This is a genomic window from Maribacter orientalis (assembly GCF_900109345.1).
GTDB classification, from domain to species: domain Bacteria; phylum Bacteroidota; class Bacteroidia; order Flavobacteriales; family Flavobacteriaceae; genus Maribacter; species Maribacter orientalis.
Map to the genome: position 1 here is coordinate 366409 of NZ_FNZN01000003.1, position 24536 is coordinate 390944.

A 24536-nucleotide genomic window follows, 5' to 3' on the forward strand; every position below is an offset into this window, starting at 1 on the left:
TTTGTGACATTTTGACATTTTTAAAGAATTGGCAGTACTTTTGCCTGCTTTTAAACAGCGATTAAATTAGAATAAGTTATGAGTGATAAAGAAAACACATTCGATGATGAATTTTTGGAAAATGAGCTTTTAGAGGACGAAACTCAAGAAGAAAAGCAAGATAATGAGATTGAAGGTGAAGAGCTATCTGAAGAGGAGAAGCTAAGAGAAGAATTAGCGAAAGAAAAAGATAAATTTTTAAGATTATTTGCAGAATTTGAAAACTACAAAAGACGTACTTCTAAAGAACGTATGGAGTTGTTTAAGACTGCCGGTCAAGAGGTAATCGTTTCATTATTGCCAGTTTTAGATGATTTTGATAGAGCGATTAAAGAATTGGCTAAGACAGATGATATGGAGGTTTTCAAGGGTATTGAATTAATAAATGTAAAGTTGAATGAGACTTTGAAGTCAAAAGGGCTGGAGATTCTAGAAGTTAGGGCCGGTGATGTTTTTAATGCGGATATTCACGAAGCAATTACTCAAATACCTGCTCCAGATAAAAAGATGAAAGGTAAGGTTATAGACGTCATCGAAAAGGGATTTAAATTAGGTGATCGTATTATTAGGCATCCAAAAGTTGTAGTAGGAAATTAAAAAGTTGGAATGAAGGAAGATTATTACGAGGTTTTAGGCATCAGTAAAAGTGCATCTGCTGCAGAAATAAAAAAAGCATATCGAAAAAAGGCATTAAAATATCACCCTGATAAAAATCCGGGGGATAGTTCTGCTGAGGAGTTGTTCAAAAAATCTGCGGAAGCATATGAAGTATTGAGTGACGCAGATAAGAAAGCGCGTTATGATCAATTCGGTCATGCTGCATTCGAAGGTGGCTCAGGCGGCTTCGGTGGTGGCGGTATGAATATGGATGATATTTTCAGCCAATTCGGTGATATTTTTGGTGGCGCATTTGGTGGCGGCGGTTTTGGTGGCTTTGGCGGTGGCGGCGGTCAAAGAAGAGTAAAAGGTAGCAACCTAAGAATTAGGGTTACATTGACTCTAGAGGAAATAGCCAACGGTGTTGAGAAGAAAGTTAAAGTAAGAAGAAAGGTTCAAGCTGAAGGTGTTACTTATAAAACTTGTAGCACTTGTGGTGGTAGGGGTCAAGTGACAAAAATTCAGAATACCATATTAGGTAGAATGCAAACTGCTGCAGTTTGTACTTCTTGTGGAGGTAGCGGTCAGATTTTAGACGGTAAGCCTGGTGATGCGGATGCACAGGGACTTAAAGTAGTAGAAGAGACTGTCTCGATAAATATACCCGCAGGTGTTGAAGAAGGCATGCAATTAAAAGTACCAAATAAAGGTAACGATGCTCCTGGAAACGGAATTCCTGGTGATTTGTTAGTTGCTATTGAAACGCAAGAACATAGTACTTTAAAAAGAGAAGGTGATAATTTACACTATGATCTTTATGTAAGTATTTCTGAAGCTGTATTGGGTACTTCAAAAGAAATTGATTCAGTTGGTGGTAAGGTGCGTATAAAATTGGAGCCTGGTATTCAATCAGGTAAAATATTAAGACTACGTGGAAAAGGAATAACCAGTTTAAATGGTTATGGTGCTGGTGATATATTGGTACATGTTAATGTTTGGACACCAAAAGAGTTGAACAAAGAGCAAAGGGAATTTTTTGAAAAAATGCAAGGCAATGACAATTTTGAGCCCAAACCTGAGAAATCAGACAAGTCATTTTTTGAAAAAGTAAAAGATATGTTCTCTTAATGTCAAAATCTTTGGTTTTTAAATAAAAAACGTATATTTGAGATAATATTGGGCAACCAATATTAATTTTCTTTTTCATAGCAATTTTTTCCCATCCTTAATTTATTAAGGGTGGGTTTTGCTTTTTAGGCCAATGCCGAACGTTAAATTTATTGATGAAATAGCGTATTCCATAAAGGAATCATAAAGAATGTAGCTAGTCAAAACAATTCAATATCTTTGAATAAATTGCGTACATGAATCATATTTTGGTAGCTAATGAGGTCACCAAACAATTTGGAAACCATACGGCTTTAAAGAACGTTTCCCTCGAAATTCCAAAAAACAGTATATATGGTTTACTAGGTCCTAATGGTGCTGGTAAAACAACATTAATTCGTATTATAAATCAAATTACTTTTCCAGATAAAGGTTCTGTATATTTTGATGGTAAACTTCTAAAACCTGAACATATTTCTCAAATTGGTTATTTGCCAGAAGAACGCGGACTTTATAAAAGTATGAAGGTTGGCGAACAAGCTTTATATTTGGCACAGTTGAAAGGACTTTCAAAGGTTGAGGCAAAAAAACGTTTGAAATATTGGTTCGAAAAATTAGAAATTGGTGATTGGTGGAATAAGAAAATACAAGAGCTTTCTAAGGGTATGGCGCAAAAAATACAATTTGTGGTTACCGTTCTGCATGAGCCTAAACTTTTAATTTTCGATGAGCCTTTTAGTGGTTTTGATCCTATAAACGCAAATCTTATAAAAGAACAAATATTAAGTTTAAAGGATAATGGTACATCCATAATATTTTCTACTCATAGAATGGAATCAGTAGAGGAACTTTGTGAGTATATCGCTTTAATACATAAATCTGAAAAAATACTTGATGGTAAATTATCCGATATAAAAAAAGCCTACAAGAATAACATCTTTAAAGTAGGTTTAGAAACGGCTAATCAAGATGTATTGATAAGTGAAGTGAAAGATAAATTTCAACTTTTGTCACATGATTATGATATCACAGAAAAACAGTTGAATTTAACTTTACAACTTCCTTCAAAAGAATCTAGAGCAATATTGGACTTTTTAAGCACTAGAGCCAATGTAAATGGCTTTGTTGAAACTATACCCTCTGCCAATGATATTTTTATTAAGACTATTCAAAATAAGAATATAGCACATGAATAAGTTACCGTTAATCATCAAGAGAGAATATTTGGCAAAGGTGAGAAACAAGTCGTTTGTAATCATGACTTTTTTGAGCCCAATTCTAATGGTAGGCATGATTCTTTTAATTGCTTATTTAACGCAACTTAACGACAATGAAAAAAGGGTTATCGCCGTATTAAACGACAGTGGTTATTTTTCTAATGAGTTTATTGCTTCAGAGGCAACATCATATGTCAATTTTAAAGATTTAACCTTGGCAGAAGCTAAAGATTCTACATTAAGCTTGGGTTATTATGGTCTAGTTTATTTACCAAGTGAGCCTAATTTGGAACAAGTTGCGCAGCGAGCTTTTTTTTATAGTAAAGAAGCGCCAAGCTCAACAGTATTAGACAAACTTGAAAATACCATTACGAGTAGATTACGACAAGAAAGATTGCGGGAACTTGGATTATCGCCGAAAGAATACGCTGAAATGGATCGTAGTTATAATATGAATATTGAAACTTTCGACGGACTTCAAAACATAAAAGGGATAAATGAAATAAAGGCTATCATAGGTGGAGCTTTTGGTTACCTAATAATGATGTTTATTATTATTTACGGCGGTTTCGTTATGCGAAGTGTAATAGAAGAGAAAACAAGTCGCATTATAGAGGTTATTATATCATCGGTAAAACCTTTTCACTTAATGATGGGTAAGATTATAGGCACATCGTTGGCTGGTATTACACAATTCGCAATTTGGATAGTATCTGGAGCTTTATTGTTATTTATTGGTTTAACTATTTTCGATATTGACCCCGCTAGTTTAACCAAAGGAGGAATGGCACCAGGAATGGAAGGTAATACAAGTGTAGATGTAGATGCTGTAACTCAGAACATTCAATTGTATGCCCAAGAAATTTTTGAAATACCCATTTTTGCAATGTTGATTTTTTTCATCATATATTTTGTTTTGGGTTATTTGATTTATAGTTCAATATATGCGGCAATCGGAGCTGCTGTTGATAATGAAACTGATACTCAACAATTTATATTTCCGGTTATTTTACCATTAATGTTAGCTATTTACGTTGGCTTCTTTTCTGTATTCAGTAATCCTAATGGTCCTATAGCCGTTGCCTTTTCGCTATTTCCGTTAACATCACCTATTGTTATGTTAATGCGCTTACCATGGGGTATTGGTGAAGGTGGTGTGCCGGTATGGCAATTGATAAGTTCTATTTTGATATTAATAGCTACTTTTATTGGTATTGTTTGGGTGGCAGCTAAAATTTATCGTGTCGGTATTCTTATGTACGGTAAAAAACCTAGTTATAAAGAATTGTACAAGTGGCTTAAATATTCATCATGATCCAAGAGAGTACAGAAAAGATTAAAGAAATAATTGAAGATGATGTCTGGGGAACTATTAAGAAATTTTTAGACCTAGGTTTTCAGTTTGGTGAAGGTGAAAAATCTATTCACATTACCGTAGGTTTACTTCTGCTTCTAACATTGGCTTTTTTACTTACAAGTACAATTTTACAGGGCATAAGAAGGTTTTTCACCAGGAAAATGGAAGTGGATGATAAATTGAAGTTTATTAGCATTTTCAAGTTTATTAAGTATCTAGTTTACGTTGTAGTAATACTATTTACTATGAGTGCTGCTGGTATTAATATTACCATTCTAATAACAGCATCTGCCGCTTTGTTTGTTGGTCTTGGTCTTGCATTACAAGAGATTTTTCAAGATATCATCGGTGGTATATTTATTATAGTTGATAAGTCTTTACGAGTTGGTGATATTGTAGAAATCGATAGTAAAGTCGGTAAGGTTTTCGAAATTAAATTACGTACAACGCGAGCAATTACTAGAGACGATAAGGTTATAATTATTCCTAATCATAAGTTTATTAGTGATATCGTTTATAATTATACCCAAAACCATAAAACAACAAGGGAGTCTATAAAATTAGGAGTGGCTTATGGTAGTGATGTACAGCTCGTGACTAAAATATTATTAGACGTAATTAAGACACATAGAAATATATTAAAAAGTCCTAAACCTTTTGTGCTTTTTGAAGATTTTGGAGACTCGGCATTAATGTTTTCTTTGAATTTTTATATCACTGATAGTTTTTCAGATCCTAGAATAAAAAGTGAATTACGATACAAAATCGATGCAGAGTTTAGAAATAATAATGTTACGATACCTTTCCCTCAAAGAGATGTACATTTATTTCAACAGGCACCTTTTCAACATAGCGATGTTTCAAATGCAGGGAATAATGAAAAAGGCTAACGGATACTTTTTATGGGTATTATTACTCACCTTAGCGATCAATCCAATTTTAGCTCAAACACCAGATGTATTTAGGGTAGAGTATATGCTGATGCCAGATAATAGTGGTGATGTAGAAACTTCGCGTATAAAGTTGGTGTTAAATGTACCGATTGCGTTACGAGAAAAAAAAGATTACTTAATTCTAGGGGGGGAATATAACCGGTATAATTTTGAAGTGCCCGATGACCTTTTTCCCAATTCTAATGATTTAAGTAAGTTTCATGTGGTAGATGTCAACATGGCTTACATGTATAAATTAAGTGACAAATGGCGCTTGATAGGGGTGGTTACCCCAAGGTGGTCTTCCAATTTTGTGGAAGAATTACAGCAAGATGATTTTAACATGAATTATACAGTGGGTGCCTATAAGAATATTAAAGATGTAGAGAAGCCTTTTATTTTAGTTTTAGGAATTTCATATAATGGTACTTCACCTATTGATGTTCCATTACCTTTTGTGTATTATGAAAAGCGATTTCACCCTAATTGGTCTTACGTTTTAGGGGCGCCTAAATCTGGAATGAAATATTTCACCAAAAAAGGACATTTCTTTCAAACAGAATTATTTTTAGATGGTTATTATGTAAATATTCAAAACAATATATTACTCCCTGGTAATAATTTATCTACGGATGTGTCTTCTACTGCATTATTATTGACTTTAGGTTATCAATATAAAATAACAAAGGATATGTCCGTTTACTTAATAGGTGGTCACTCCTTATTTCAGAATGGGGTATTAAGGGACGAGGAGCGAAATGATATTTTCACCTTAAATGATGAAGCGGGCCTTTATTTCAGAACAGGATTTAGAATAGGAATTTAAAAAGTTATTATGTCAAAAATATTAGTAATAGAAGATGAAGCGGCAATTAGAAGAGTATTGGTCAAAATCTTATCTGAAGAGAATGATGCATACTCTGTTGAAGAAGCCGAAGACGGATTAAAAGGAATCGAAACAATTAAAAACAATGATTACGATTTGGTTCTCTGTGACATAAAAATGCCTAAAATGGATGGTGTAGAAGTTCTGGAAGCTGCACGAAAAATAAAACCAGAAATACCTTTTATAATGATTTCTGGTCATGGTGATTTAGATACTGCTGTAAATACAATGCGCTTAGGTGCCTTCGACTACATTTCAAAACCGCCAGATTTAAATAGATTATTAACAACCGTAAGAAATGCTTTAGATAGAAAGGTTTTAGTTGTAGAGAATAAGAACCTAAAAAAGAAAGTAAGCAAGAACTATGAGATGATAGGGGAAAGCAATGAAATAAGCCTTATCAAAGATATGATAGAAAAAGTTGCGCCAACCGATGCTCGTGTGTTAATAACTGGTTCTAATGGTACAGGGAAAGAATTAGTAGCTCATTGGCTTCATGAGAAAAGCGCAAGAAGTGCAGAACCATTTATTGAAGTTAATTGTGCCGCAATACCGTCTGAATTAATTGAAAGTGAATTATTCGGGCATGTAAAAGGTGCTTTTACATCTGCCGTAAAAGATAGAGCAGGTAAGTTTGAAGCTGCTAACAAGGGTACAATATTTTTAGATGAAATTGGTGATATGAGCCTTTCTGCTCAAGCTAAGGTTTTACGTGCACTACAAGAAAGTAAAATATCAAGAGTAGGTTCTGACAAAGACATAAAAGTTGATGTTCGTGTTATTGCAGCGACTAACAAAGATTTAAAGAAAGAAATTGAAGAAGGCAACTTTAGAGAAGATTTATATCATCGATTAGCTGTAATTCTTATTCAAGTACCTAGTTTAAACGATAGAAGGAATGATATTCCATTGTTGATTGAACATTTTTCGAATAAAATAACCGAAGAACAAGGTATGGCGGCTAAGACTTTTTCAGATTCCGCGATTAAGCTTTTAAAAGCATATGATTGGACAGGAAATATTAGAGAGCTCAGAAACGTAGTTGAGCGTTTAATTATACTTGGTGGTCAAAATGTTTCTGAGGATGATGTGAAATTATTTGCCAGCAAGTAATTAAAATTAAGAACTTTCTATTTTTTGTCTGAGCAGTCGCCTATTTTATTTATGGCATTTTCAGTAATTTCTTTAGTGCGTAAACTATAATATTTACTGCCTTCAGATAAATTTGGTTTCAGTAATTGATTTTCACATTCATCAAATATTCGCTGTGCGAATGCCTTTGCTTCTTTGCAATTTACAGTGGCAACAACTTTTTCAAGTGAAATCGTATACTTTGCTAATGAAAGGTCGATTTTTTCATTTAAACTTAGGGTTTTACTATCCTTGGTATTAATTACGGTTTTTGTAGCAGTGTTCGTGTTCATAGATAATACGTCATTAGCGTATGTGCTCTTATGGCTCTCGTGAGAATTAAGAACAAAAATGGTGTTATTGATAAGCTCAATAGATTCATCTAAATAGGTTTTGGTGCCTTCTAATGTTGTGGATTTGGTGGCGAGAACAAGTGCATTTAAATTTTCATACATACTTGCTTTTGCAAAAGTACAACCACAAACTTCTAATTGGTTTTTAGATTTTTCCAAAGCGTTTACAGCCTTGTATGCATAGAACCTAGCTTGGTTTATGTCATCTGTAAGAAGTCCAGCGCTTATTTGGGATTTTGCAAATCCCATATTTGAATTCGCGTATTCACATTCTAAATTTGTTCGAAAAGATGATAGTACTAAAATAGCAAGAGTACAGAAAATGTAGGTCGCTTTCTTCATTTGTAGGTTATTTAAATTGTAAAATTTGGGATTTTACAATTATAAATCTAGGTGCTTTGTTCAGCGGAAAATATTATTTTCGATACAATACGTTTGAATTTCGATAAACGGAATATTATAGGATAAATAACTCATTCTATTAAAAACAGAATTAAAATTTTATATTTCAGCATGAATAAGATAGAAATACAGCAATACAGGGCATATGATGACTTTAAGATATCTGAAACGAAAACATATGAAGATTTCGGTAAATCAGAAAAGATTTTAAAAAAAGAATTATCGGTAATTAGAAGAGAACTTGGGGAGTTTCAAGATACTATATATGCACATGGTAAATATAGTATTCTGGTTTGTTTACAAGGAATGGACACTGCAGGAAAAGACAGTTTAATACGTGAGATATTTAAAGACTTTAATGTCAGTGGAGTAGAAGTGCATAGTTTTAAAGTACCTACTGAATTAGAATTAAGCCATAATTATTTATGGCGTCATTATTTGGTATTACCTGCAAAGGGGAAATTCGGAGTTTTTAATCGAACCCATTACGAGAATGTTTTAGTTACCAGAGTTCATCCTGAATATATACTTAATGAACATATTCCGGGTATTCACACTGTTGAAGATATAGATGAAAAATTTTGGGATAAAAGGTTTGAACAAATCAATGATTTTGAGCGTCATCTTGCTGAAAATGGCACGTTAATATTCAAATTTTTTCTAAATCTATCTAAAGAGGAACAACGTCAACGCCTTTTAAGACGGTTAGCTGTTAAGGATAAACATTGGAAATTTTCTCCAGGCGATTTAAAGGAGCGTAAATTATGGCAGACTTATCAAAATTGTTACGAAGAAGCAATATCAAAAACAACTAATGATCATGCGCCGTGGTTCGTTGTACCTGCAGATAATAAAAAAGCAACTCGAATAATCATTGCTTCTATATTACTTCAATCGTTAAAAAAATACAAAGATATTAAAGAGCCTATGTTAAGCGATAAAATATTAGCTAATTTAGGCACCTATGAAGAACAGTTACAGCGTGAAAAGTAAACTAGCACTATTAGTCGTTATTTTCTTTACCTATTTTGGGTTTTCTCAAAACAATGATCAAGAACAAATTAAAAAGTTATACGATGCTGCCTTAACTCAAGGTAAAGGGTATGATTGGTTAAATTATTTATCAAATCAAATTGGTGGTCGGCTTTCAGGGTCAGTGCAAGCTCAGCAGGCAGTAAATTACACGAAATCTCAATTAGATTCATTAGGTCTCGATAAAGTCTGGTTGCAGCCCGTTATGGTGCCAAAATGGGTAAGAGGCACACCAGAGTTTGCTTATTTTGAAACTACACCTGGTACAACTACTAATGTGGCGATTTGCGCATTAGGTGGCTCGGTTGCGACGCCATCTAATGGTATTAAGGCAAATATTATAGAAGTAAACGGTGTTGAAGAATTGGCTACTTTGGGTAAGGGTAAAATTCAAGGTAAAATTGTTTTTTTCAATAAGCCTATGGACCCTACTCAGATTAATACATTTAATGCGTATTCCAATTGTGTAGATCAGCGTTATTCAGGTGCGTTAGAAGCTTCTAAATATGGAGCATTAGGTGTAATTGTAAGATCAATGAATTTACGACTAGATGATTTTCCACATACAGGTTCCATGGGGTATGGTGAACAACCTATTGATAATAGAATACCTGCAGCGGCAATAAGTACAAACGCTGCAGATTTGTTGAGTACGTCTTTACTATTAAACCCTGAAATCAATTTTTACTTTAAACAAAATTGTAAACAATTTGAAGATGTAGAATCGTATAATGTAATCGGAGAGATTAGAGGTAGTTCTAAGCCTGAAGAAATTATAGTGGTTGGCGGACATTTAGATTCTTGGGATTTAGGCGATGGTTCTCATGATGATGGTGCTGGTTGTGTGCAAAGCATGGAAGTTCTTAATCTATTTAAAAAGATTGGGTATAAGCCTAAGAGAACTATTAGGGTAGTTCTATTTATGAATGAGGAAAATGGTTTAAGAGGTGGCACAAAGTATGCAGAAGTTGCCAATGCTACTAATGAGAAGCACATATTCGCATTGGAAAGTGATTCAGGAGGCTTTACCCCAAGAGGTTTTACTTTTGACAGCTCTAATAAAGACTTTGATAAAATTAAAAGCTGGAAACCATTATTTGAACCTTACCTTGTTCATTATTTTGAGAAAGGTGAAAGCGGTGCTGATATCGGTCCGTTGAAAAAAGAAGGTTTAATATTAGCGGGGCTTCGACCAGATTCTCAAAGGTACTTTGACTATCATCATGCTGAAAATGATACCTTCGAACATGTCAACAAACGAGAGCTTGAATTAGGTTCAGCTTCTATGGCAAGTTTAATTTATTTGGTAGACACCTACGGCTTTTAATATGAAATTATAAATTGCATATTGTTATACCTTATAAATTTGAGGTGCGCTATTATTTATCAGATATACTATTACTCATTTTTTCAATCTTTTTAGTATCTAAGGAGGCAGAGTTATATTGTAGATTCAAAAAGAAGTCAATGATTAATCCCAGATACTTTTCGAGGTAATTAGATAATGGTCCCGCAATATATTTCAATATAATGAAAGAAACTGTAATCATTAACGTAATAGTTCTTGACAAAATCAAGTATTTATTATAATCCCCCATTAAATTATTAATAATTATATAGCCTATTCTTTGATGCAGTTAATACAGTGGATATGTCATAATGCCCAAGTAAAGAAAATAGGATTTGTTCAACCATTTTAGACGACCTAAAACTACCAATAGCAGTATCGCGTATAAAGGGAATATTACCGCTGCGATAATTGGTTTTGAGAAAGTTTCTTGATAAATAATCATTGCCATTTTGGCATAAATCATTCGATGTAGTGTAGATAGAATAAAACAGATAAAGATAGCGGTACCATTTTTAATGTTGATTTTTTTACTCTTATAAATATCTGCTATTAACATACCGGCAATAAAAGGAGTTGACCATTCGAACATAAGGAATAAGTCGATTACTTTTACGATGATATGGCCTTGAACAAAAGGATATATTACTGATAACGATAGCCAAGTAGCAAGTGCATAAAATCGTAATTCTACCGATATAGTAGGCTCCATCCACACGTTTTACATCGAAAAAGTCTTGTAGTTAGGTCAAATTAAATAAAAACTGATCAAAGGTGGCATGAAATCTTGGAGCTCGGTAGAAAACTGTAACCATATAGGTGATGAATACACAAAACCAATACACAGAAAATAATCGTACTAATCTAGATTTAAAAAAAGTAAGTAACGGATTTATTTGATACTGAAAGCGTAGTTACAAATCCACTGATGATGAAAAATAAATCGATAAAAACAGCGCAATATTTTATCCATCCACCGGCAAGTTCCAAGAAACTCAAGTTTGTTAAATTGTCGGCTTAAAATCCTCTGTAAAGATAGTGATCTAACATTATGCCGAAAGCTGCAACAAATCATAGTAAATCTATTTGGTAAATTCGTTGTTTAACAGGCATAAAAAATTAAATGTATTATGTCAGTAAACATAAAACGCTATATTCTTAAGGATAAATTATTCTAATCGATAGAAGTGTTTGTAAATTGGCTCATCTCCTTTTAGTAAGTAATTATGAGTATATTAAAATAGGGGAAACACTCAAATCGTTAAATTTCTTTACCTTTGTCAGATATTTAAAAATAGTAAAATGGAAGAAGGAATTTACGCCAAGTTTAATACAAACAAAGGTGAAATATTAGTAAAATTAACCCATGAAAAAACTCCAGGTACGGTAGGTAATTTCGTGGCTCTTGCAGAAGGGAATAAAGAGAATAGTGCAAAAAGTAAAGGAGAGCCATTTTATAATGGATTGAAATTTCATAGAGTAATTCCAGATTTTATGGTTCAAGGTGGTTGTCCACAAGGAAGAGGAACTGGAGATGCAGGATATAAATTTGATGATGAATTTCATCCAGATTTGAAACATGATGCACCTGGTGTACTTTCAATGGCAAATTCTGGTCCTGGCACCAATGGGAGTCAATTTTTCATTACTCATGTACCAACTCCGTGGTTAGATAATAAACATACTGTTTTTGGTAAAGTAGAAGCTGGCCAAGATGTAATTGATGCCATAGAACAAGACGATATAATTGAATCTTTGGAGATAGTAAGAGTAGGTGAGGAAGCCAAAAATTGGGATGCAGTAAAAGCATTTGAGAATTTTAATTCTTCTGGTGAAGCCCGTTTATCTGCTGAAAAAGCAAAGCAAGATGCTGAATTAGATAAAGTTGCTGCTGGTTTTGAATCTACCGCATCTGGTCTTCGTTATAAGATGATTCAGAAAGGTAATGGTGCTAAAGCTGAAAAGGGTAAACAAGTATCTGTTCATTATGAAGGTTCACTTTTGTCAGGAGATGTATTTGACTCTTCTTACAAGCGTAACTCACCAATTGATTTTCAATTAGGTATTGGTCAAGTTATTCCAGGTTGGGATGAAGGAATTTCACTTTTAAAAGTTGGTGATAAAGCACGTTTTGTAATTCCATCTGATTTAGCATATGGTTCAGCAGGGGCGGGCGGAGTAATTCCACCAAATGCTACATTGATTTTTGATGTAGAATTAATGAAAGTAGGATAAATAGTAATTTATTCTAATAAATGAGTAACACCTTTATCGTAATGATAGGGGTGTTTTTTTATGTAAATTTATTTTAGCTTTCGTAATTGATATTCTCTATTATTACTTTTTACGAGCTGTGAAGCCAGCTAATAGTAATGCAATATTCACGATAATTAAAATTAGAAATACGGTAAAAAATGTGTTCATAGGTTGTACGTATAAAGTCGGGGAACTTTAAACTGTTTAACCATTAGATAACGAATCATCTAAATGGTTGCGTATTCGTTGAACATTTTTTTTATTTTAAGATAAAGCACAAAAAAACCCGAACCATTGGTTCGGGTTTCATACTATAAAAAAGTTAAATCGTTACCTAGTCAATTACCTTCACATTAACGGCGTTTAATCCTTTTTTACCTTGTTGTAGTTCAAATTCCACAACATCACCTTCTCGAACTTCATCGATTAAGCCAGAAATGTGTACAAAATGATCTTCGTTTGAACCATCTTCAGTGATAAAACCATAACCTTTGGAATCATTGAAGAATTTTACTGTTCCTTTACTCATAATAGAAAAATTAAATATTAATTAAAGCGCGAAGATAGTTTTTTTTTATTTAATATCTTAAATTCTTACAGGTTATATTATTGTTAAGAATTAGATTCTAACATGTTGAGAATGAACTCATTTTTGGGCCTATGCAGTAGGGTCTGGAGTCATTCTCAGGTAAGGTTTTACCTCGGTTACCCCTTTAGAAAACATTTCTTTTGCATCGGCAGTTGATATCGCTGGGCTAACCACAACATCTTTGCCATGCTCCCAGTTTGCTGGTGTAGCAACTTTATGGTTTGCAGTAAGTTGCAAAGAATCTATAACTCTCAATAATTCATAAAAATTTCTACCTGTCGAAGCTGGGTAGGTCAATGTAAGTTTTACGCTTTTATCTGGAGCAATGATAAATACCGAACGAACCGTTAAATTGTTGTCCGCATTTGGGTGAATCATATCATACAAATAAGACACTTTTTTATCTTCATCGGCTATAATAGGAAAATTAACGGTAGTATTTTGAACTTCATTAATATCCTTGATCCACTCTGCATGAGAAGCCGCACCATCAACACTAAGGGCTAGCATTTTTACGTTTCTTTTATCGAATTCATCTTTGAATTTAGAGGCTGTTCCTAATTCTGTTGTACAAACAGGTGTGAAATCAGCAGGATGTGAGAACAAAATTCCCCAACTGTCTCCTAAATAATCATATAAATTGATGGTTCCCATTGAACTATCTGCAGTAAAATCTGGAGCCTTATCCCCTAATCGTATTGTTGCCATGTGTATTGATTTTTAATAAAAGTTATATCCTATAAAATTACTAGATTATAAGTACTTGTGTAAAGGTTTTTGGTTAAAAGTCTATTAAAATTTTTACTTTTAGTTCATGGAAGAATTAGAAAAGTTAAGATATCCGATTGGTCATTTTAATTGTCCGGTTGAGATTTCAGAAGAAAATATAAAAGATTGGATTAATGTATTAGAAACGCTACCATCTAGGTTGTCGAACCTTGTTGGCGGATTTTCTGAAATGCAATTGGAAACACCTTATAGGGATGGAGGATGGACAGTAAGACAGGTAATTCATCACTTAGCTGATAGTCACCATCACAGCTACACGCGTTTTAAATGGGCCTTAACAGAAAATAGACCTTTAATTAAAGCCTATTATGAAAAGGATTGGAGCGAAATGTTCGATGCCAAAACTGCTCCGATAGAATTATCTTTAAATTATCTTACCGCATTGCACGCAAAACTAGTATATCTATTAAAGGGTATTTCATCAGAGGATTTCAAAAAATATTACATTCATCCAGAAGGTAATATTAATGTGTCAGTAGCAGAGAATTTGGGTAAATACGCTTGGCATAGTAACCATCATTTTGCACATATAAAGAATTTGGCCGTTAGAAATGGTTGGTAATAGTATACAGAATTAAATTTCCTTAAGTAAAATGTACATTGGCTTTTCTTCCTCAATGACATTTTCAAATGGAACTTTGGAGGTGTCTATAATAGAAAAATTATTTGCTAAATAGAATGATAGGGCAAGGCCATTTTGCATAGCGCCTAAAAATATCGCTTTTTTAGAAAGCTTTCTTGCCTTGGTTTCTATGAATTTAAGTGTTTCTCTTCCGATACCCAGTCCTGTAAATTCTTTTTGAATGTAAATTTTATCTAAATAAAGAGCTTCTGATTTATTTAATTTGGCAATGGCCATGTCTAAGGTGATTTTTAAAATACCTACATAAACATTTTCCATTTTTAGTAGATAAAGAGTAGTGTTTTCATCTTGCTCTTCCTTTAATAGTATCTCTTTGGTGAAGCTATTTTGAATATAGGTCGAAGTATCACCATTTGGCCAAAGGTGCCTATAATGCTGATTATACGCCTTAGTGCCTATGATTATATAGTCATTGTAGCGTGATGCAACTAATGGTTCAAATGTAATAGTGCTTTTCATTCTTTTATTCGAAATATATTTTTTTGCTAAATGAATTTAAATCAAACTTGAGGTTTCCATTTAATATTACAACCTATACTGGGCTTTTGAAGAGGGTTGATTTCCTTTCCAGATAATAAATTTTCTAAAGCATCTCTAAGGTCTTTTCCATTTAAAGGGAGTCCGTTACCCGGTCTAGAATCATCTAATTGACCTCTGTAAACGAGCTTTAATTCAGCATTGAAAAGATAGAAGTCTGGCGTACATGCAGCATCATATTTTTTTGCAACTTCTTGGTGTTCATCATATAAATAAGGAAATGTATAATTTTCGGCTTTTGCTTTAATTCTCATGAAATGTGGCGCATCTTCAGGATAATTTTCAATATCGTTACTTGAAATGGCAATAAACTTTATTCCTCTTTTCTGATATTCACTTGCCAATTTTGTAATCTCCGGATTAACATGAACGACAAAAGGGCAATGGTTACAGATAAACATAATTACCGTTCCTTTCTCTCCATTTAGAGCGTGCAGATTCATCGTTTTTTGACTTACTGTATCTAATAAACTGAATTCTGGTGCTGTGGTGCCTAAAGCCAACATATTGCTTTCGGTTCTTGACATATAGTTTTAAATTTAATGTTACTAAGTTAAGAAATTAAAAAGCCTTGTAATTGGTTATTACAATTGCTAATTTCAATAGACTCTTAAAATCAATTATATGAAAAATTCATATTCATCTCTTTCTATTGCTATACAAGATTTACAAAAGGAAGGGTACACGGCAGATTTTAATTTATGTAATGCTGGTGTTGAACATAAACATAAAAAACGTATTCATAAGGCAACTGAATTAGAGGTAATCAAAGTTTATCGATTTGAAGGTATGAGTAACCCAGACGATAATACCATATTGTATGTTATTGAAACTACTACTGGTGAGAAAGGATTATTGGTTGACGCATATGGTATGTATGCTGGTAATGTTCCTAGAGATTTAATTAAAAAACTTAAAATCATTAAATGAGCGATACCATTTCTTGGGCCGAGTTTAGTAAAATAGATATGAGAACAGGAACAGTTGTGGCCGTTTTTGATTTTCCTGAAGCTCGAAATCCTTCCTATAAATTACATATTGATTTTGGAGATGAAATAGGTATAAAGAAAACTTCTGCTCAGATTACTGCTAAATACTTAAAAGATGAACTTTTAGGAATACAGGTTGTTGCAGTAGTTAATTTTCCAGTTAAGCAAATAGTCAATTTTATGAGTGAATGTCTTATATTGGGTGCTGTTGAAAACAAATCAGTGGTTTTAATTAAGCCACAAATGAAAGTGCCTAACGGATTAAAAATTTCTTAGTTTATTGACTGAAAACCTTTTAAATAACGTTCATATTAATTTTGATGCTGGTTCCCTATGGGTTTTGAACCTAGTATTGGGTTTGGTAATGTTCGGTGTCGCTTTAGAGATATCGATTAAAGATTTTAAGTCATTATTGTTAAAGCCAAAAGCGATAATTTTAGGTCTTTTTAGTCAGTTTGTTTTACTTCCGGCAGTAACCTATCTTTTAATTCTTTTTATAGAACCATTACCAAGTATCGCTTTAGGTATGTTCATGGTAGCTGCTTGCCCTGGTGGTAATATTTCTAATTTTATCTCATATCTTTCTAAAGCAAATATAGCGTTATCTGTTAGCCTTACTTCTATGGCAACGCTTTTAGCTGTAGTGTTGACGCCATTAAATTTTCATTTCTGGTCAATACTCTATGCGCCAAGTTCGAATTTGATTCAAGAGATTTCTATATCAACTTTTGAAATGTTCAAACTAGTATCGCTACTATTAGGTTTACCTCTAGTTTTAGGTATGTATGTCAACTATCGTTATCCTAATTTAGCGCTGAAATTAGCGAAAAAATTAAAAGTGGTTTCGCTGCTTTTTTTTATATGTTTAGTTTTTATCGCATTATATAATAATCTCGATATTTTCAAGGATTATAGTATATATGTTTTTTGGATTGTTTTAATCCATAATCTTATTGCTTTTTTAACAGGTTACAGTGTTGGTAAGATATTTCGATTACCAGAAGATAGTATCAGGTCAATTACTATTGAAACGGGAATACAGAATTCGGGTTTAGGTTTATTATTGATATTTACATTTTTTGAAGGATTAGGAGGAATGGCATTACTTGCTGCTTTTTGGGGAATTTGGCATATCGTTTCCGGACTGATTTTGGCTGCTTTATGGAATGGTAAACCTATTACTAAAGAAACTATAGCGTGAGCGGTTATATATATTCAATAGTTAAGTTTGCGGTGAAGACCGGACTTTATACCTATCATAAGAAAATAGAAATTACAGGACTTGACAATATACCAACGGATAAACCAGTGTTATTTCTACCGAATCATCAAAGTGCTTTAATTGATGTTTTACTGATAGCGACAGACTGCCAACGAAAGCCTTTCTTTTTAACACGTGCAGATGTATTCTCAAGTTCTTGGTTGAATCGTATTTTTTCATACTTCAGAATGTTACCTATTTACAGAATGAGAGATGGAAGAGAAACTTTGGCCAATAATAATTTAATTTTCGACACCTGTTCTGAAATCTTAAATAGGGGAGAAGCACTGGTTATTTTCCCAGAAGCTAATCATAACCTTCAACGAAGGGTTAGGCCTTTAAGTAAAGGTTTTACAAGAATAATTTTAAGAAGCTTTGAACTTAATCCGCAATTGGATATACAATTAGTACCGGTAGGATTAAATTATAAAAATGCGGCTCATTTTCCTGATGAAGTTGCAGTTCATTATGGTAAATCTATTTCTACCAAAAGCCTCTTTGATTTAAATGATGTCAATAAATCTAGTGAATCAATAAAAGATATAGTTTCTTCGAGTTTAAAAAAATTAACAAGTCATATTCCAAATGATGAACTTTATGAGGCTACGGTTAGTAGGTTAATGAATGAAAATGTGAGCTTTCTTGATCCTATGTTGGTAAACGAAACAGTTCAATCATATTCAAAATCAGTAACAAATACTAAGAGTGAGGCTCCTAGCGAAAGACAAAAAATCAATCTGTCAAAATTGGTGTTTAGTATATTGAATTTTCCTGTTGTTTTGCTATGGCGTTTATGGCTAAAACCAAAAGTACCTGAAGCTGAATTTATGGGCACTTTTAGGTTTGCTTTTAGTTTTATTCTTTTTCCAATCTATTTGCTAACTCTTTTTTTATCCATCTCTTTTTTACAAAATATGGAAATAGCTGTTTTGAGTATAGGGTCGCTCACAGTTTTTAATATATTACTCGTGAAATTTGGTCTACGTTAAGTATATGTAATTACAATGTTTTTAAAAAAAAGTTTGTACCACTAAGAAAATAAAAAAACGACCCTTATCACTAAAAGTCGTTTTGGTAGTTATTAAAAATATACTTTTAATTAGATGTCCTCAAAGCTTACATCAGTAAAACTAGAGGTGCCTGTTGAAGTGTTCTCTGTTTCTTGTTCAACCTCTGATTCCTCTTTTTTGAAATCTTTTTGATGTCTTTCAGATATTACTTCAGAACCTTTTTCATTAATGATGAAATCCATCATTTCTTCCACATTTTCCTTAAAGGCTTCAAAATCTTCTTTATATAGATAAATCTTGTGTTTTTTATAATGGAAAGATCCATCATCGTGTGTAAATTTTTTGCTTTCAGTTATCGTAAGGTAATAATCACCAGCTTTAGTACTTCTTACATCAAAAAAATAAGTCCTTCTGCCAGCGCGTAAAACTTTGGAGTGAATTTCTTCCTGATCTGATAAATCTCTTTCGCTCATTTCTTATGTTTAGTGTCGTTATACTATCAAAAATGGAAAAAAAAACCCTATCCGACAACAATTTTCTAATTTTCTTTCTCTGAAAGTTGTTTGTGGTAAAGCTCTTTGTAATAGCCAGGCATGCTATTTAATTCTTCATGTGTACCTTCTTGAATTAATCTTCCATCTTCTAAAACTAATATTTTGTCAGCATTTTTGGCAGATGAGACTCGGTGACTTACAATTAGTGTAGTTCTATTCTTAGAAGCTTTTTTTAAATTGTTCAATATTTCCTCTTCGGTTTCAGTATCAACAGCCGAAAGACAGTCATCGAACAAATATATTTTAGGTTTTTTAATTAATGCACGAGCAATTGAAACTCGTTGTTTTTGACCACCACTAAGCGTAATTCCTCGTTCGCCTAATACGGTATCATATTTTTTTGAGAACCCTATAATATTTTCATGAACGACGGCTTCTTTGGCAATATTGATAATTTCTTCATCAGTTGCATCTTCTTTGCCAAATTTTATATTGTTCTTAATACTATCAGAAAACAGAAAAGCATCTTGTGGAACGGCTCCTATTGATTCTCTTAAATTAGTAAGGTCAAAGTGTTTTATTGGTTCATTGTCTATTAAAATTTCTCCTGAAGTGGTGTCATAAAGTCGAGCAACTAAATCTAAAATTGTCGATTTTCCAGATCCGGTTTTACCAAGAATAGCTGTAGTTTCTCCTTCTTCGATAGTGAAAGATAAATTGCTTAACGCAGTAATCTCTGTATCTTCATAGGTGAAGCCAACATTTTTAAATTCTATTTTTCCTTTAACTTTATGATTGTAAGTTGGGGTGTTTTTTAATTCTGGTGCAACGTTCAAAAATTCATTAATTCTTTCTTGGCTAGCAGCAGCCCGTTGAACAATAGATGTTAACCATCCCACAATAGCAACTGGCCAAGTAAGCATATTCACATATAGAATGAATTCTGCAATAAGGCCTACACTTATTTCACCCGCTAAATACTGCTTGCCACCAATATAAATCACCAAAATATTACTGATACCTATCAACAAAATCATAAGAGGAAAAAACCATGCATTTACTTTTGCAAGATTTACACTCTTTTCTTTTCCATCTATTGCAAGAGTTACTAATTCATCATTTGTCTGCGGTTCTAAGGCATAAGCTTTAATTACAGATACGCCTGAAAACACTTCTTGCGTAAACGTAGATAAGGTTGATAAATATTGCTGTACTATGGTGCTTCTTCTATGTATCACCTTACTGATTTGATAAATTAATACAGATAATATAGGTAGTGGTAATAGGGTGTACGCAGCTAAAGTCGGAGCTTTTATAAACATTAAAGGAATTAAACATGCGAATAAAGTAAGTGTTTGTATACCATACATTATTGCTGGGCCTGCATACATTCGTACCTCGTTGACATCTTCACTTATTCTATTCATTAAATCGCCAGTTCTATTTTTCTTGTAGAAGTTGAGACTTAACTTTTGATAGTGGTCGAAAATTTCATTTTTAAGGTCATACTCAATGTATCTCGAAATATTGATAATAGTTTGCCTCATTAAGAAGGTAAAAAATGCAGATAACAATGCAGCTCCAATTATTATAAAAATAAATTCTAATAATAATTCTTTGGCTTCATTTTTAACTATTTCACCATTAAGAAAACTCTGTACCGCAGAAATTGATTTATTCACATACGTCGGCAATACCAACTGAAATAGCCTTGCTACCACAGTGATAATGATTCCTAGAAAAAGTTTAAGCCGATATTTCTTGAAGTATTTATTTAGGTGCTTAAGTTCTTTCATAGGTTGTTAAAAAAAGAAGATTATATCTATTCTTTGATCAAAGATAGTTTTTTGCCCTAAAACCATATGTTATAAATAAGCTAAGATAAATGCGATTGCTATTGTGACCCTTTAAATAGATACTTACCTTTGCGGCTTTAATTAATTAATTTATTTAAAAAAGTTCTTTAAAATGCTTACAAGAAGGCATATTAGGGTTAAAGTAATGCAGAGCATATACGCCCTAATTCAATCCAAGGATGATTCCTTGCAAAAACAAGAGAAGTTTTTAAAAGTAAGCATAGAGAATACCTATACGCTTTATTTATTGTGGTTAAGTCTTTTTGTGGAAATACAAAAAAGGGCTGCAGACCAAATTTCTCTCTCAGCTAATAAATACATTAGCGATAAGAAACAAGAATTTCCTAACCCTAACAAGTTTATTCAAAACAGATTGTTGCTACAAATGGTAGACAATACAATGTTGGCTGAAGAAATTAACCATAGAAAGCTTGATCATTGGTACTTGAATGAAGAATATGTGAAACTTATCTATAAAGAGATCATAGAGAGTGATGCATATCAAAAATACATGTCTAAGCCAGAAAGTGATTATGCTTCCGATAAGGAATTGGTGTTGACCTTGTTTAAGACCATTTTTGCGCCTAACGAAAAAATTTACGACTATTTTGAGGACGATAAATTAACATGGGTAGACGATATTCCTATCGTAAATACCTTTGTGTTAAAGCATTTGAAAAAAGCAAAACAGGTGCATCCAGAGTCATATTTTCTGCCAAGTTTAATGAAAGATGATGATGACATGCAATATGCATTGCAACTTCTTTCTAGAACTTTATTGAAAAATGAAGCTTTAGAAAAGGAAATTGAGGGTAAAACACCAAATTGGGATAAAGATCGTATTGCTGAGATAGATAGTATACTTTTGAAAATGGCAATCTGTGAGTTATTACATTTCCCATCAATACCAGAAAGAGTTACTATAAATGAGTATTTAGAGATAGCAAAAGAGTACTCAACCCCAAAAAGCAGCATATTTATAAATGGTATTTTAGATAAACTTACTAAGGAATATAAAGCAGAAGGAAAGCTTAACAAAATAGGTAGGGGTCTGTTATAAAAATATTTTATAATTTTACATTTAATTGATAAATCATAATAGTATGAAAAAAATAGTTCTAATTGTTGGTCTAGTATCAATGGTAGCTTTTACTTCTTGTAAGGATAATGCATCGAGTAAAATAAAAACAGATAACGTAGCAGAAGCTGCAGTAAGAGATGAGGCTGCAAAAGCAGTGCCTGTAATGTCTTTTGAAAAGGCAGAACACGATTTTGGTACAATTGAGCAAGGAACACCACAAGAAACAGTTTTCATGTTTACAAATACAGGTAATGCACCTCTTATTATTACAGATGCAAAAAGTAGCTGTGGTTGTACTGTACCTAACCCACCAAAAGATCCTATTGCTCCTGGTGAGACTGGTGAATTGAAAGTGAACTTCAATGGTTCAGGTCAAAATCAAGTAACTAAAACAATTACGGTTACAGCGAATACTGAAAAAGGTTCTGAAATTTTGAGAATTAAAGCTTTTGTTAATCCAAAAGGTGCAGCTCCATTAGGACCTGTTAAATAAATATAAATACAGATATACCAAAAATGGGTGATATAGGGCAGTTTCTTCCGATGATTTTGATTTTTGTGGTCGCGTACTTTTTCATGATTAGACCTCAAATGAAAAGACAGAAGGATGAAAAGAAATTTTCGGCAGAGTTAAAACGTGGTGATCGTGTAATTACCAAAAGTGGTCTGCACGGAAAGGTAGTAGATTTAAATGAAAAAGATTCTTCTTGTGTGTTGGAAACAATGGCAGGTAAATTAAAATTTGATAGATCTGCCATATCCATGGAAATGAGCGCTAAATTAAACGCTCCAGAAAAATAAATTTTTACATTTCATATAAAAACACCGATGGACACATCGGTGTTTTTTTTTGCTTAAAAGCAGTATATTTAGTAAAACTAAATTATTGCCATGCTACAAAATAGAAGAAGTTTTATTAGAAAAGGTACAGCCGGATTAGTAATGACAGGAGCTTCATTTGTTTTTCCAATGGAGCTATTATCTATGATGCGGAAAAGAGTGGGAGCAAATGATACCATTAATGTTGGCTTATTAGGGTGCAATGGAATGGGTTTTTCTGATTTATCTTCTTTTCTTAAGATGAGTGAAATCAATGTTATTGCTTTATGCGATGTAGACGAAAATGTTTTGCAAGCTAGAACCGCAGATTTAGAAAAAGCTGGCATTAAGAAGCCAAAATGGTATGGCGATTATCGAAAATTACTTGAAAATAAAGATATTGATATTGTAATAATTGGTACACCGGATCATTGGCATTGTTTGCAATTGACCGATGCTTTGCTGGCCGGTAAAGATGTTTATTGTGAAAAACCCATTGCGAACTCTGTACAAGAGGCTAATATTATGTTAGATTTTGTGCAATCGAGAGATAGAATGGTTCAAATTGGGCAATGGCAACGTAGTCAGCCACATTTTGTAGATGCCATTAAATTTGTGCACTCGGGTGCATTAGGTGAAATTAGATTGGCAAAAGCTTGGGCATACCAAGGTTGGATGAAACCAGTGCCAATTGTAGCAGATTCTGCTGCACCCAAGGGTGTAGATTATAAAATGTGGTTAGGCCCTGCGCCAGAAAGAGCTTTTAATGCTAATAGATTTCATTTTAATTTTAGATGGTTTTGGGATTATGCTGGTGGATTGATGACCGATTGGGGTGTTCATTTAATGGATTATGCCCTTTATGGGATGAAAGCAGAAACCCCGAAATCTGTGATGGCCTTAGGTGGTAAATTCGCATACCCCAATGATGCGTCGGAAACTCCGGATACCTTACAGACTGTTTATGAGTATGATGGCTTCTCTATTCTTTGGGAACATGCAACTGGTATTGATGGTGGTAATTACGGTAGAAATCATGGTATTGCCTTTATAGGAAACAATGGAACCCTAGTCTTAGATAGAGGCGGATGGGAAGTTATACCAGAAAAGGAATTTCAAGGATGGGGACAAGAAGGTATTCCAAAAATGCAGGCTGTTTCATATGATAACGGTGGATTAAGTGGATTAGACCTACACACCAATAATTTTATTGAGGCAGTTAAGAGTAGAGATAGTTCTTCATTGAACGCACCTATTAAAGTGGGATATGATGCTGCTTTAGTATCACATATGGGTAACGTAGCCTTTAAAACGGGTGATAGAATCTATTGGGATGAAATTTCAGGCAAATTCAAAAATGAGAAGGCAAATCAATTTCTAAAAGCCAATTACAACAACGGTTGGAATATACCTACCCTGTAAACTTAAATATATTTATTTTCGGTAAAGGTCGTTAAGACCTTTACTTTCTAAAATTAAAGGGAGAATTTTATTGAGGCGAGACTGTTTTGTTTTCTCTTGTTTAGCGGTATCTATATACTCGGTATATTCTTTTTGTTTTGAGTAGGTGAGATTGTAAAAGACATCTTTGAGTACTTTGTTCTTATTGAATTCAGACAGCAAATGAGTTGGTAGAATAATCTTCCCTTTAGACTTTTTTGCAATTTTTAGCTCTAGTCCTTTTTTTTGATTTTCAATAGCTTCGTTTATGTATACTATTATTCCTTTTTTATCAATTTCTTCCTGAGATAAAAATTTCCATTGCCTCATCGCTTTAGTTTTTCCTTCTTGAGCATTTTTTAGAATCTTTT

The 24536-nt window shown here is 33.2% G+C and carries 28 protein-coding genes; 19 read left to right on the plus strand and 9 right to left on the minus strand.

The window, feature by feature from the left end; genetic code table 11:
* The first annotated feature begins 78 nt into the window (after positions 1-78).
* The 7 genes from BMY56_RS08705 to BMY56_RS08735 all read left to right on the plus strand — a co-directional run bounded on the left by BMY56_RS08705 (position 79) and on the right by BMY56_RS08735 (position 7248).
* Positions 79-636, plus strand: a complete 558-nt coding sequence (locus BMY56_RS08705) for a nucleotide exchange factor GrpE (RefSeq protein WP_091622730.1) — start codon at positions 79-81, stop codon at positions 634-636.
* 9 nt (positions 637-645) lie between these two features.
* Positions 646-1764 carry a molecular chaperone DnaJ gene (dnaJ, locus tag BMY56_RS08710; protein WP_091622733.1) on the plus strand — a complete coding sequence of 373 codons (1119 nt, stop codon included), beginning with the start codon at positions 646-648 and terminating at the stop codon, positions 1762-1764.
* Between the two features lie 236 nt (positions 1765-2000).
* On the plus strand, positions 2001-2939 hold the full coding sequence (locus BMY56_RS08715) for an ABC transporter ATP-binding protein (protein WP_091622736.1): 939 nt from the start codon (positions 2001-2003) through the stop codon (positions 2937-2939).
* Positions 2932-4275, plus strand: coding sequence for an ABC transporter permease (locus tag BMY56_RS08720; protein WP_091622739.1), 1344 nt, complete (start codon positions 2932-2934; stop codon positions 4273-4275). The genes BMY56_RS08715 and BMY56_RS08720 overlap by 8 nt, the downstream gene beginning before the upstream one ends.
* Positions 4272-5207, plus strand: a complete 936-nt coding sequence (locus tag BMY56_RS08725) for a mechanosensitive ion channel family protein (RefSeq protein ID WP_091622743.1) — start codon at positions 4272-4274, stop codon at positions 5205-5207. The genes BMY56_RS08720 and BMY56_RS08725 overlap by 4 nt, the downstream gene beginning before the upstream one ends.
* Entirely contained in the window at positions 5194-6075 is an 882-nt protein-coding gene (locus tag BMY56_RS08730; RefSeq protein WP_143057801.1) for a DUF6268 family outer membrane beta-barrel protein, read from the plus strand. Before BMY56_RS08725 ends, BMY56_RS08730 begins: the two co-directional genes overlap by 14 nt.
* 9 nt (positions 6076-6084) lie before the next feature.
* Positions 6085-7248, plus strand: a complete 1164-nt coding sequence (locus tag BMY56_RS08735; RefSeq protein ID WP_091622748.1) for a sigma-54-dependent transcriptional regulator — start codon at positions 6085-6087, stop codon at positions 7246-7248.
* 17 nt (positions 7249-7265) lie between these two features.
* Here BMY56_RS08735 and BMY56_RS08740 read toward each other — a convergent pair whose 3' ends face one another.
* Positions 7266-7961 (minus strand): hypothetical protein, encoded by a 696-nt coding sequence (locus BMY56_RS08740; protein ID WP_091622751.1) that lies wholly within the window; start codon positions 7959-7961, stop codon positions 7266-7268.
* A 171-nt stretch (positions 7962-8132) separates the two neighbouring features.
* Between BMY56_RS08740 and BMY56_RS08745 the strand changes: the two genes are divergently transcribed.
* Positions 8133-9014: a PPK2 family polyphosphate kinase gene (locus tag BMY56_RS08745; RefSeq protein WP_091622754.1), complete on the plus strand. Its 882-nt coding sequence runs from the start codon at positions 8133-8135 to the stop codon at positions 9012-9014.
* Entirely contained in the window at positions 8986-10380 is a 1395-nt protein-coding gene (locus tag BMY56_RS08750) for a M28 family peptidase (protein WP_091622756.1), read from the plus strand. Before BMY56_RS08745 ends, BMY56_RS08750 begins: the two co-directional genes overlap by 29 nt.
* 310 nt (positions 10381-10690) lie before the next feature.
* On the opposite strand, the gene BMY56_RS08755 is transcribed toward BMY56_RS08750, so the two are convergent.
* The gene (locus BMY56_RS08755) at positions 10691-11113 is read right to left on the minus strand and encodes a hypothetical protein (RefSeq protein ID WP_091622759.1); all 423 of its coding nucleotides are present in this window, start codon (positions 11111-11113) and stop codon (positions 10691-10693) included.
* A gap of 590 nt (positions 11114-11703) precedes the next feature.
* Here BMY56_RS08755 and BMY56_RS08760 point away from each other — a divergent pair.
* On the plus strand, positions 11704-12636 hold the full coding sequence (locus BMY56_RS08760; RefSeq protein WP_091622761.1) for a peptidylprolyl isomerase: 933 nt from the start codon (positions 11704-11706) through the stop codon (positions 12634-12636).
* A 355-nt stretch (positions 12637-12991) separates the two neighbouring features.
* Here the strand turns inward: BMY56_RS08760 and BMY56_RS08765 are convergent, their stop codons facing one another.
* Complete coding sequence (locus BMY56_RS08765) at positions 12992-13186, minus strand: cold-shock protein (protein WP_027064347.1); 195 nt, start codon at positions 13184-13186, stop codon at positions 12992-12994.
* 129 nt (positions 13187-13315) lie between these two features.
* A complete protein-coding gene (locus BMY56_RS08770) occupies positions 13316-13954 on the minus strand; it encodes a peroxiredoxin (protein WP_091622764.1) in 639 nt (212 codons plus the stop codon).
* Between the two features lie 106 nt (positions 13955-14060).
* On the opposite strand from BMY56_RS08770, the gene BMY56_RS08775 reads away from it, so the two are divergent.
* Positions 14061-14597: a YfiT family bacillithiol transferase gene (locus tag BMY56_RS08775; RefSeq protein WP_091622767.1), complete on the plus strand. Its 537-nt coding sequence runs from the start codon at positions 14061-14063 to the stop codon at positions 14595-14597.
* A 12-nt stretch (positions 14598-14609) separates the two neighbouring features.
* On the opposite strand, the gene BMY56_RS08780 is transcribed toward BMY56_RS08775, so the two are convergent.
* Both BMY56_RS08780 and BMY56_RS08785 read right to left on the minus strand, forming a co-directional pair.
* Positions 14610-15137 (minus strand): GNAT family N-acetyltransferase, encoded by a 528-nt coding sequence (locus tag BMY56_RS08780; RefSeq protein ID WP_091622770.1) that lies wholly within the window; start codon positions 15135-15137, stop codon positions 14610-14612.
* A gap of 41 nt (positions 15138-15178) precedes the next feature.
* Entirely contained in the window at positions 15179-15742 is a 564-nt protein-coding gene (locus BMY56_RS08785) for a thioredoxin family protein (protein ID WP_091622773.1), read from the minus strand.
* Between the two features lie 97 nt (positions 15743-15839).
* Between BMY56_RS08785 and BMY56_RS08790 the strand changes: the two genes are divergently transcribed.
* Genes BMY56_RS08790 through BMY56_RS08805 form a run of 4 tightly spaced genes read left to right on the plus strand, consistent with a single transcriptional unit; the run spans position 15840 to position 18454 of the window.
* Positions 15840-16145, plus strand: coding sequence for a phosphoribosylpyrophosphate synthetase (locus tag BMY56_RS08790; RefSeq protein WP_091622776.1), 306 nt, complete (start codon positions 15840-15842; stop codon positions 16143-16145).
* The gene (locus BMY56_RS08795; RefSeq protein WP_091622779.1) at positions 16142-16480 is read left to right on the plus strand and encodes a tRNA-binding protein; all 339 of its coding nucleotides are present in this window, start codon (positions 16142-16144) and stop codon (positions 16478-16480) included. The genes BMY56_RS08790 and BMY56_RS08795 overlap by 4 nt, the downstream gene beginning before the upstream one ends.
* A 4-nt stretch (positions 16481-16484) precedes the next feature.
* Positions 16485-17405, plus strand: a complete 921-nt coding sequence (locus tag BMY56_RS08800) for a bile acid:sodium symporter family protein (RefSeq protein ID WP_091622781.1) — start codon at positions 16485-16487, stop codon at positions 17403-17405.
* Complete coding sequence (locus tag BMY56_RS08805) at positions 17402-18454, plus strand: lysophospholipid acyltransferase family protein (protein WP_091622784.1); 1053 nt, start codon at positions 17402-17404, stop codon at positions 18452-18454. The genes BMY56_RS08800 and BMY56_RS08805 overlap by 4 nt, the downstream gene beginning before the upstream one ends.
* 110 nt (positions 18455-18564) lie before the next feature.
* On the opposite strand, the gene BMY56_RS08810 is transcribed toward BMY56_RS08805, so the two are convergent.
* Both BMY56_RS08810 and BMY56_RS08815 read right to left on the minus strand, forming a co-directional pair.
* Positions 18565-18948, minus strand: a complete 384-nt coding sequence (locus tag BMY56_RS08810; RefSeq protein ID WP_091622786.1) for a PUR family DNA/RNA-binding protein — start codon at positions 18946-18948, stop codon at positions 18565-18567.
* 65 nt (positions 18949-19013) lie between these two features.
* Positions 19014-20765, minus strand: coding sequence for an ABC transporter ATP-binding protein (locus BMY56_RS08815; RefSeq protein WP_091622789.1), 1752 nt, complete (start codon positions 20763-20765; stop codon positions 19014-19016).
* A gap of 205 nt (positions 20766-20970) precedes the next feature.
* On the opposite strand from BMY56_RS08815, the gene nusB reads away from it, so the two are divergent.
* The 4 genes from nusB to BMY56_RS08835 all read left to right on the plus strand — a co-directional run bounded on the left by nusB (position 20971) and on the right by BMY56_RS08835 (position 24147).
* Complete coding sequence (gene nusB, locus BMY56_RS08820; RefSeq protein ID WP_245737187.1) at positions 20971-21885, plus strand: transcription antitermination factor NusB; 915 nt, start codon at positions 20971-20973, stop codon at positions 21883-21885.
* A 43-nt stretch (positions 21886-21928) separates the two neighbouring features.
* Positions 21929-22399: a DUF1573 domain-containing protein gene (locus BMY56_RS08825; RefSeq protein WP_091622794.1), complete on the plus strand. Its 471-nt coding sequence runs from the start codon at positions 21929-21931 to the stop codon at positions 22397-22399.
* Positions 22400-22422: 23 nt separating this feature from the next.
* A complete protein-coding gene (gene yajC / locus BMY56_RS08830) occupies positions 22423-22707 on the plus strand; it encodes a preprotein translocase subunit YajC (protein WP_091622797.1) in 285 nt (94 codons plus the stop codon).
* A gap of 90 nt (positions 22708-22797) precedes the next feature.
* Positions 22798-24147 carry a Gfo/Idh/MocA family protein gene (locus BMY56_RS08835; protein WP_091622800.1) on the plus strand — a complete coding sequence of 450 codons (1350 nt, stop codon included), beginning with the start codon at positions 22798-22800 and terminating at the stop codon, positions 24145-24147.
* 12 nt (positions 24148-24159) lie between these two features.
* Here the strand turns inward: BMY56_RS08835 and BMY56_RS18860 are convergent, their stop codons facing one another.
* Positions 24160-24495 carry a YdeI/OmpD-associated family protein gene (locus BMY56_RS18860; protein WP_245737188.1) on the minus strand — a complete coding sequence of 112 codons (336 nt, stop codon included), beginning with the start codon at positions 24493-24495 and terminating at the stop codon, positions 24160-24162.
* Between the last annotated feature and the right edge of the window lie 41 nt (positions 24496-24536).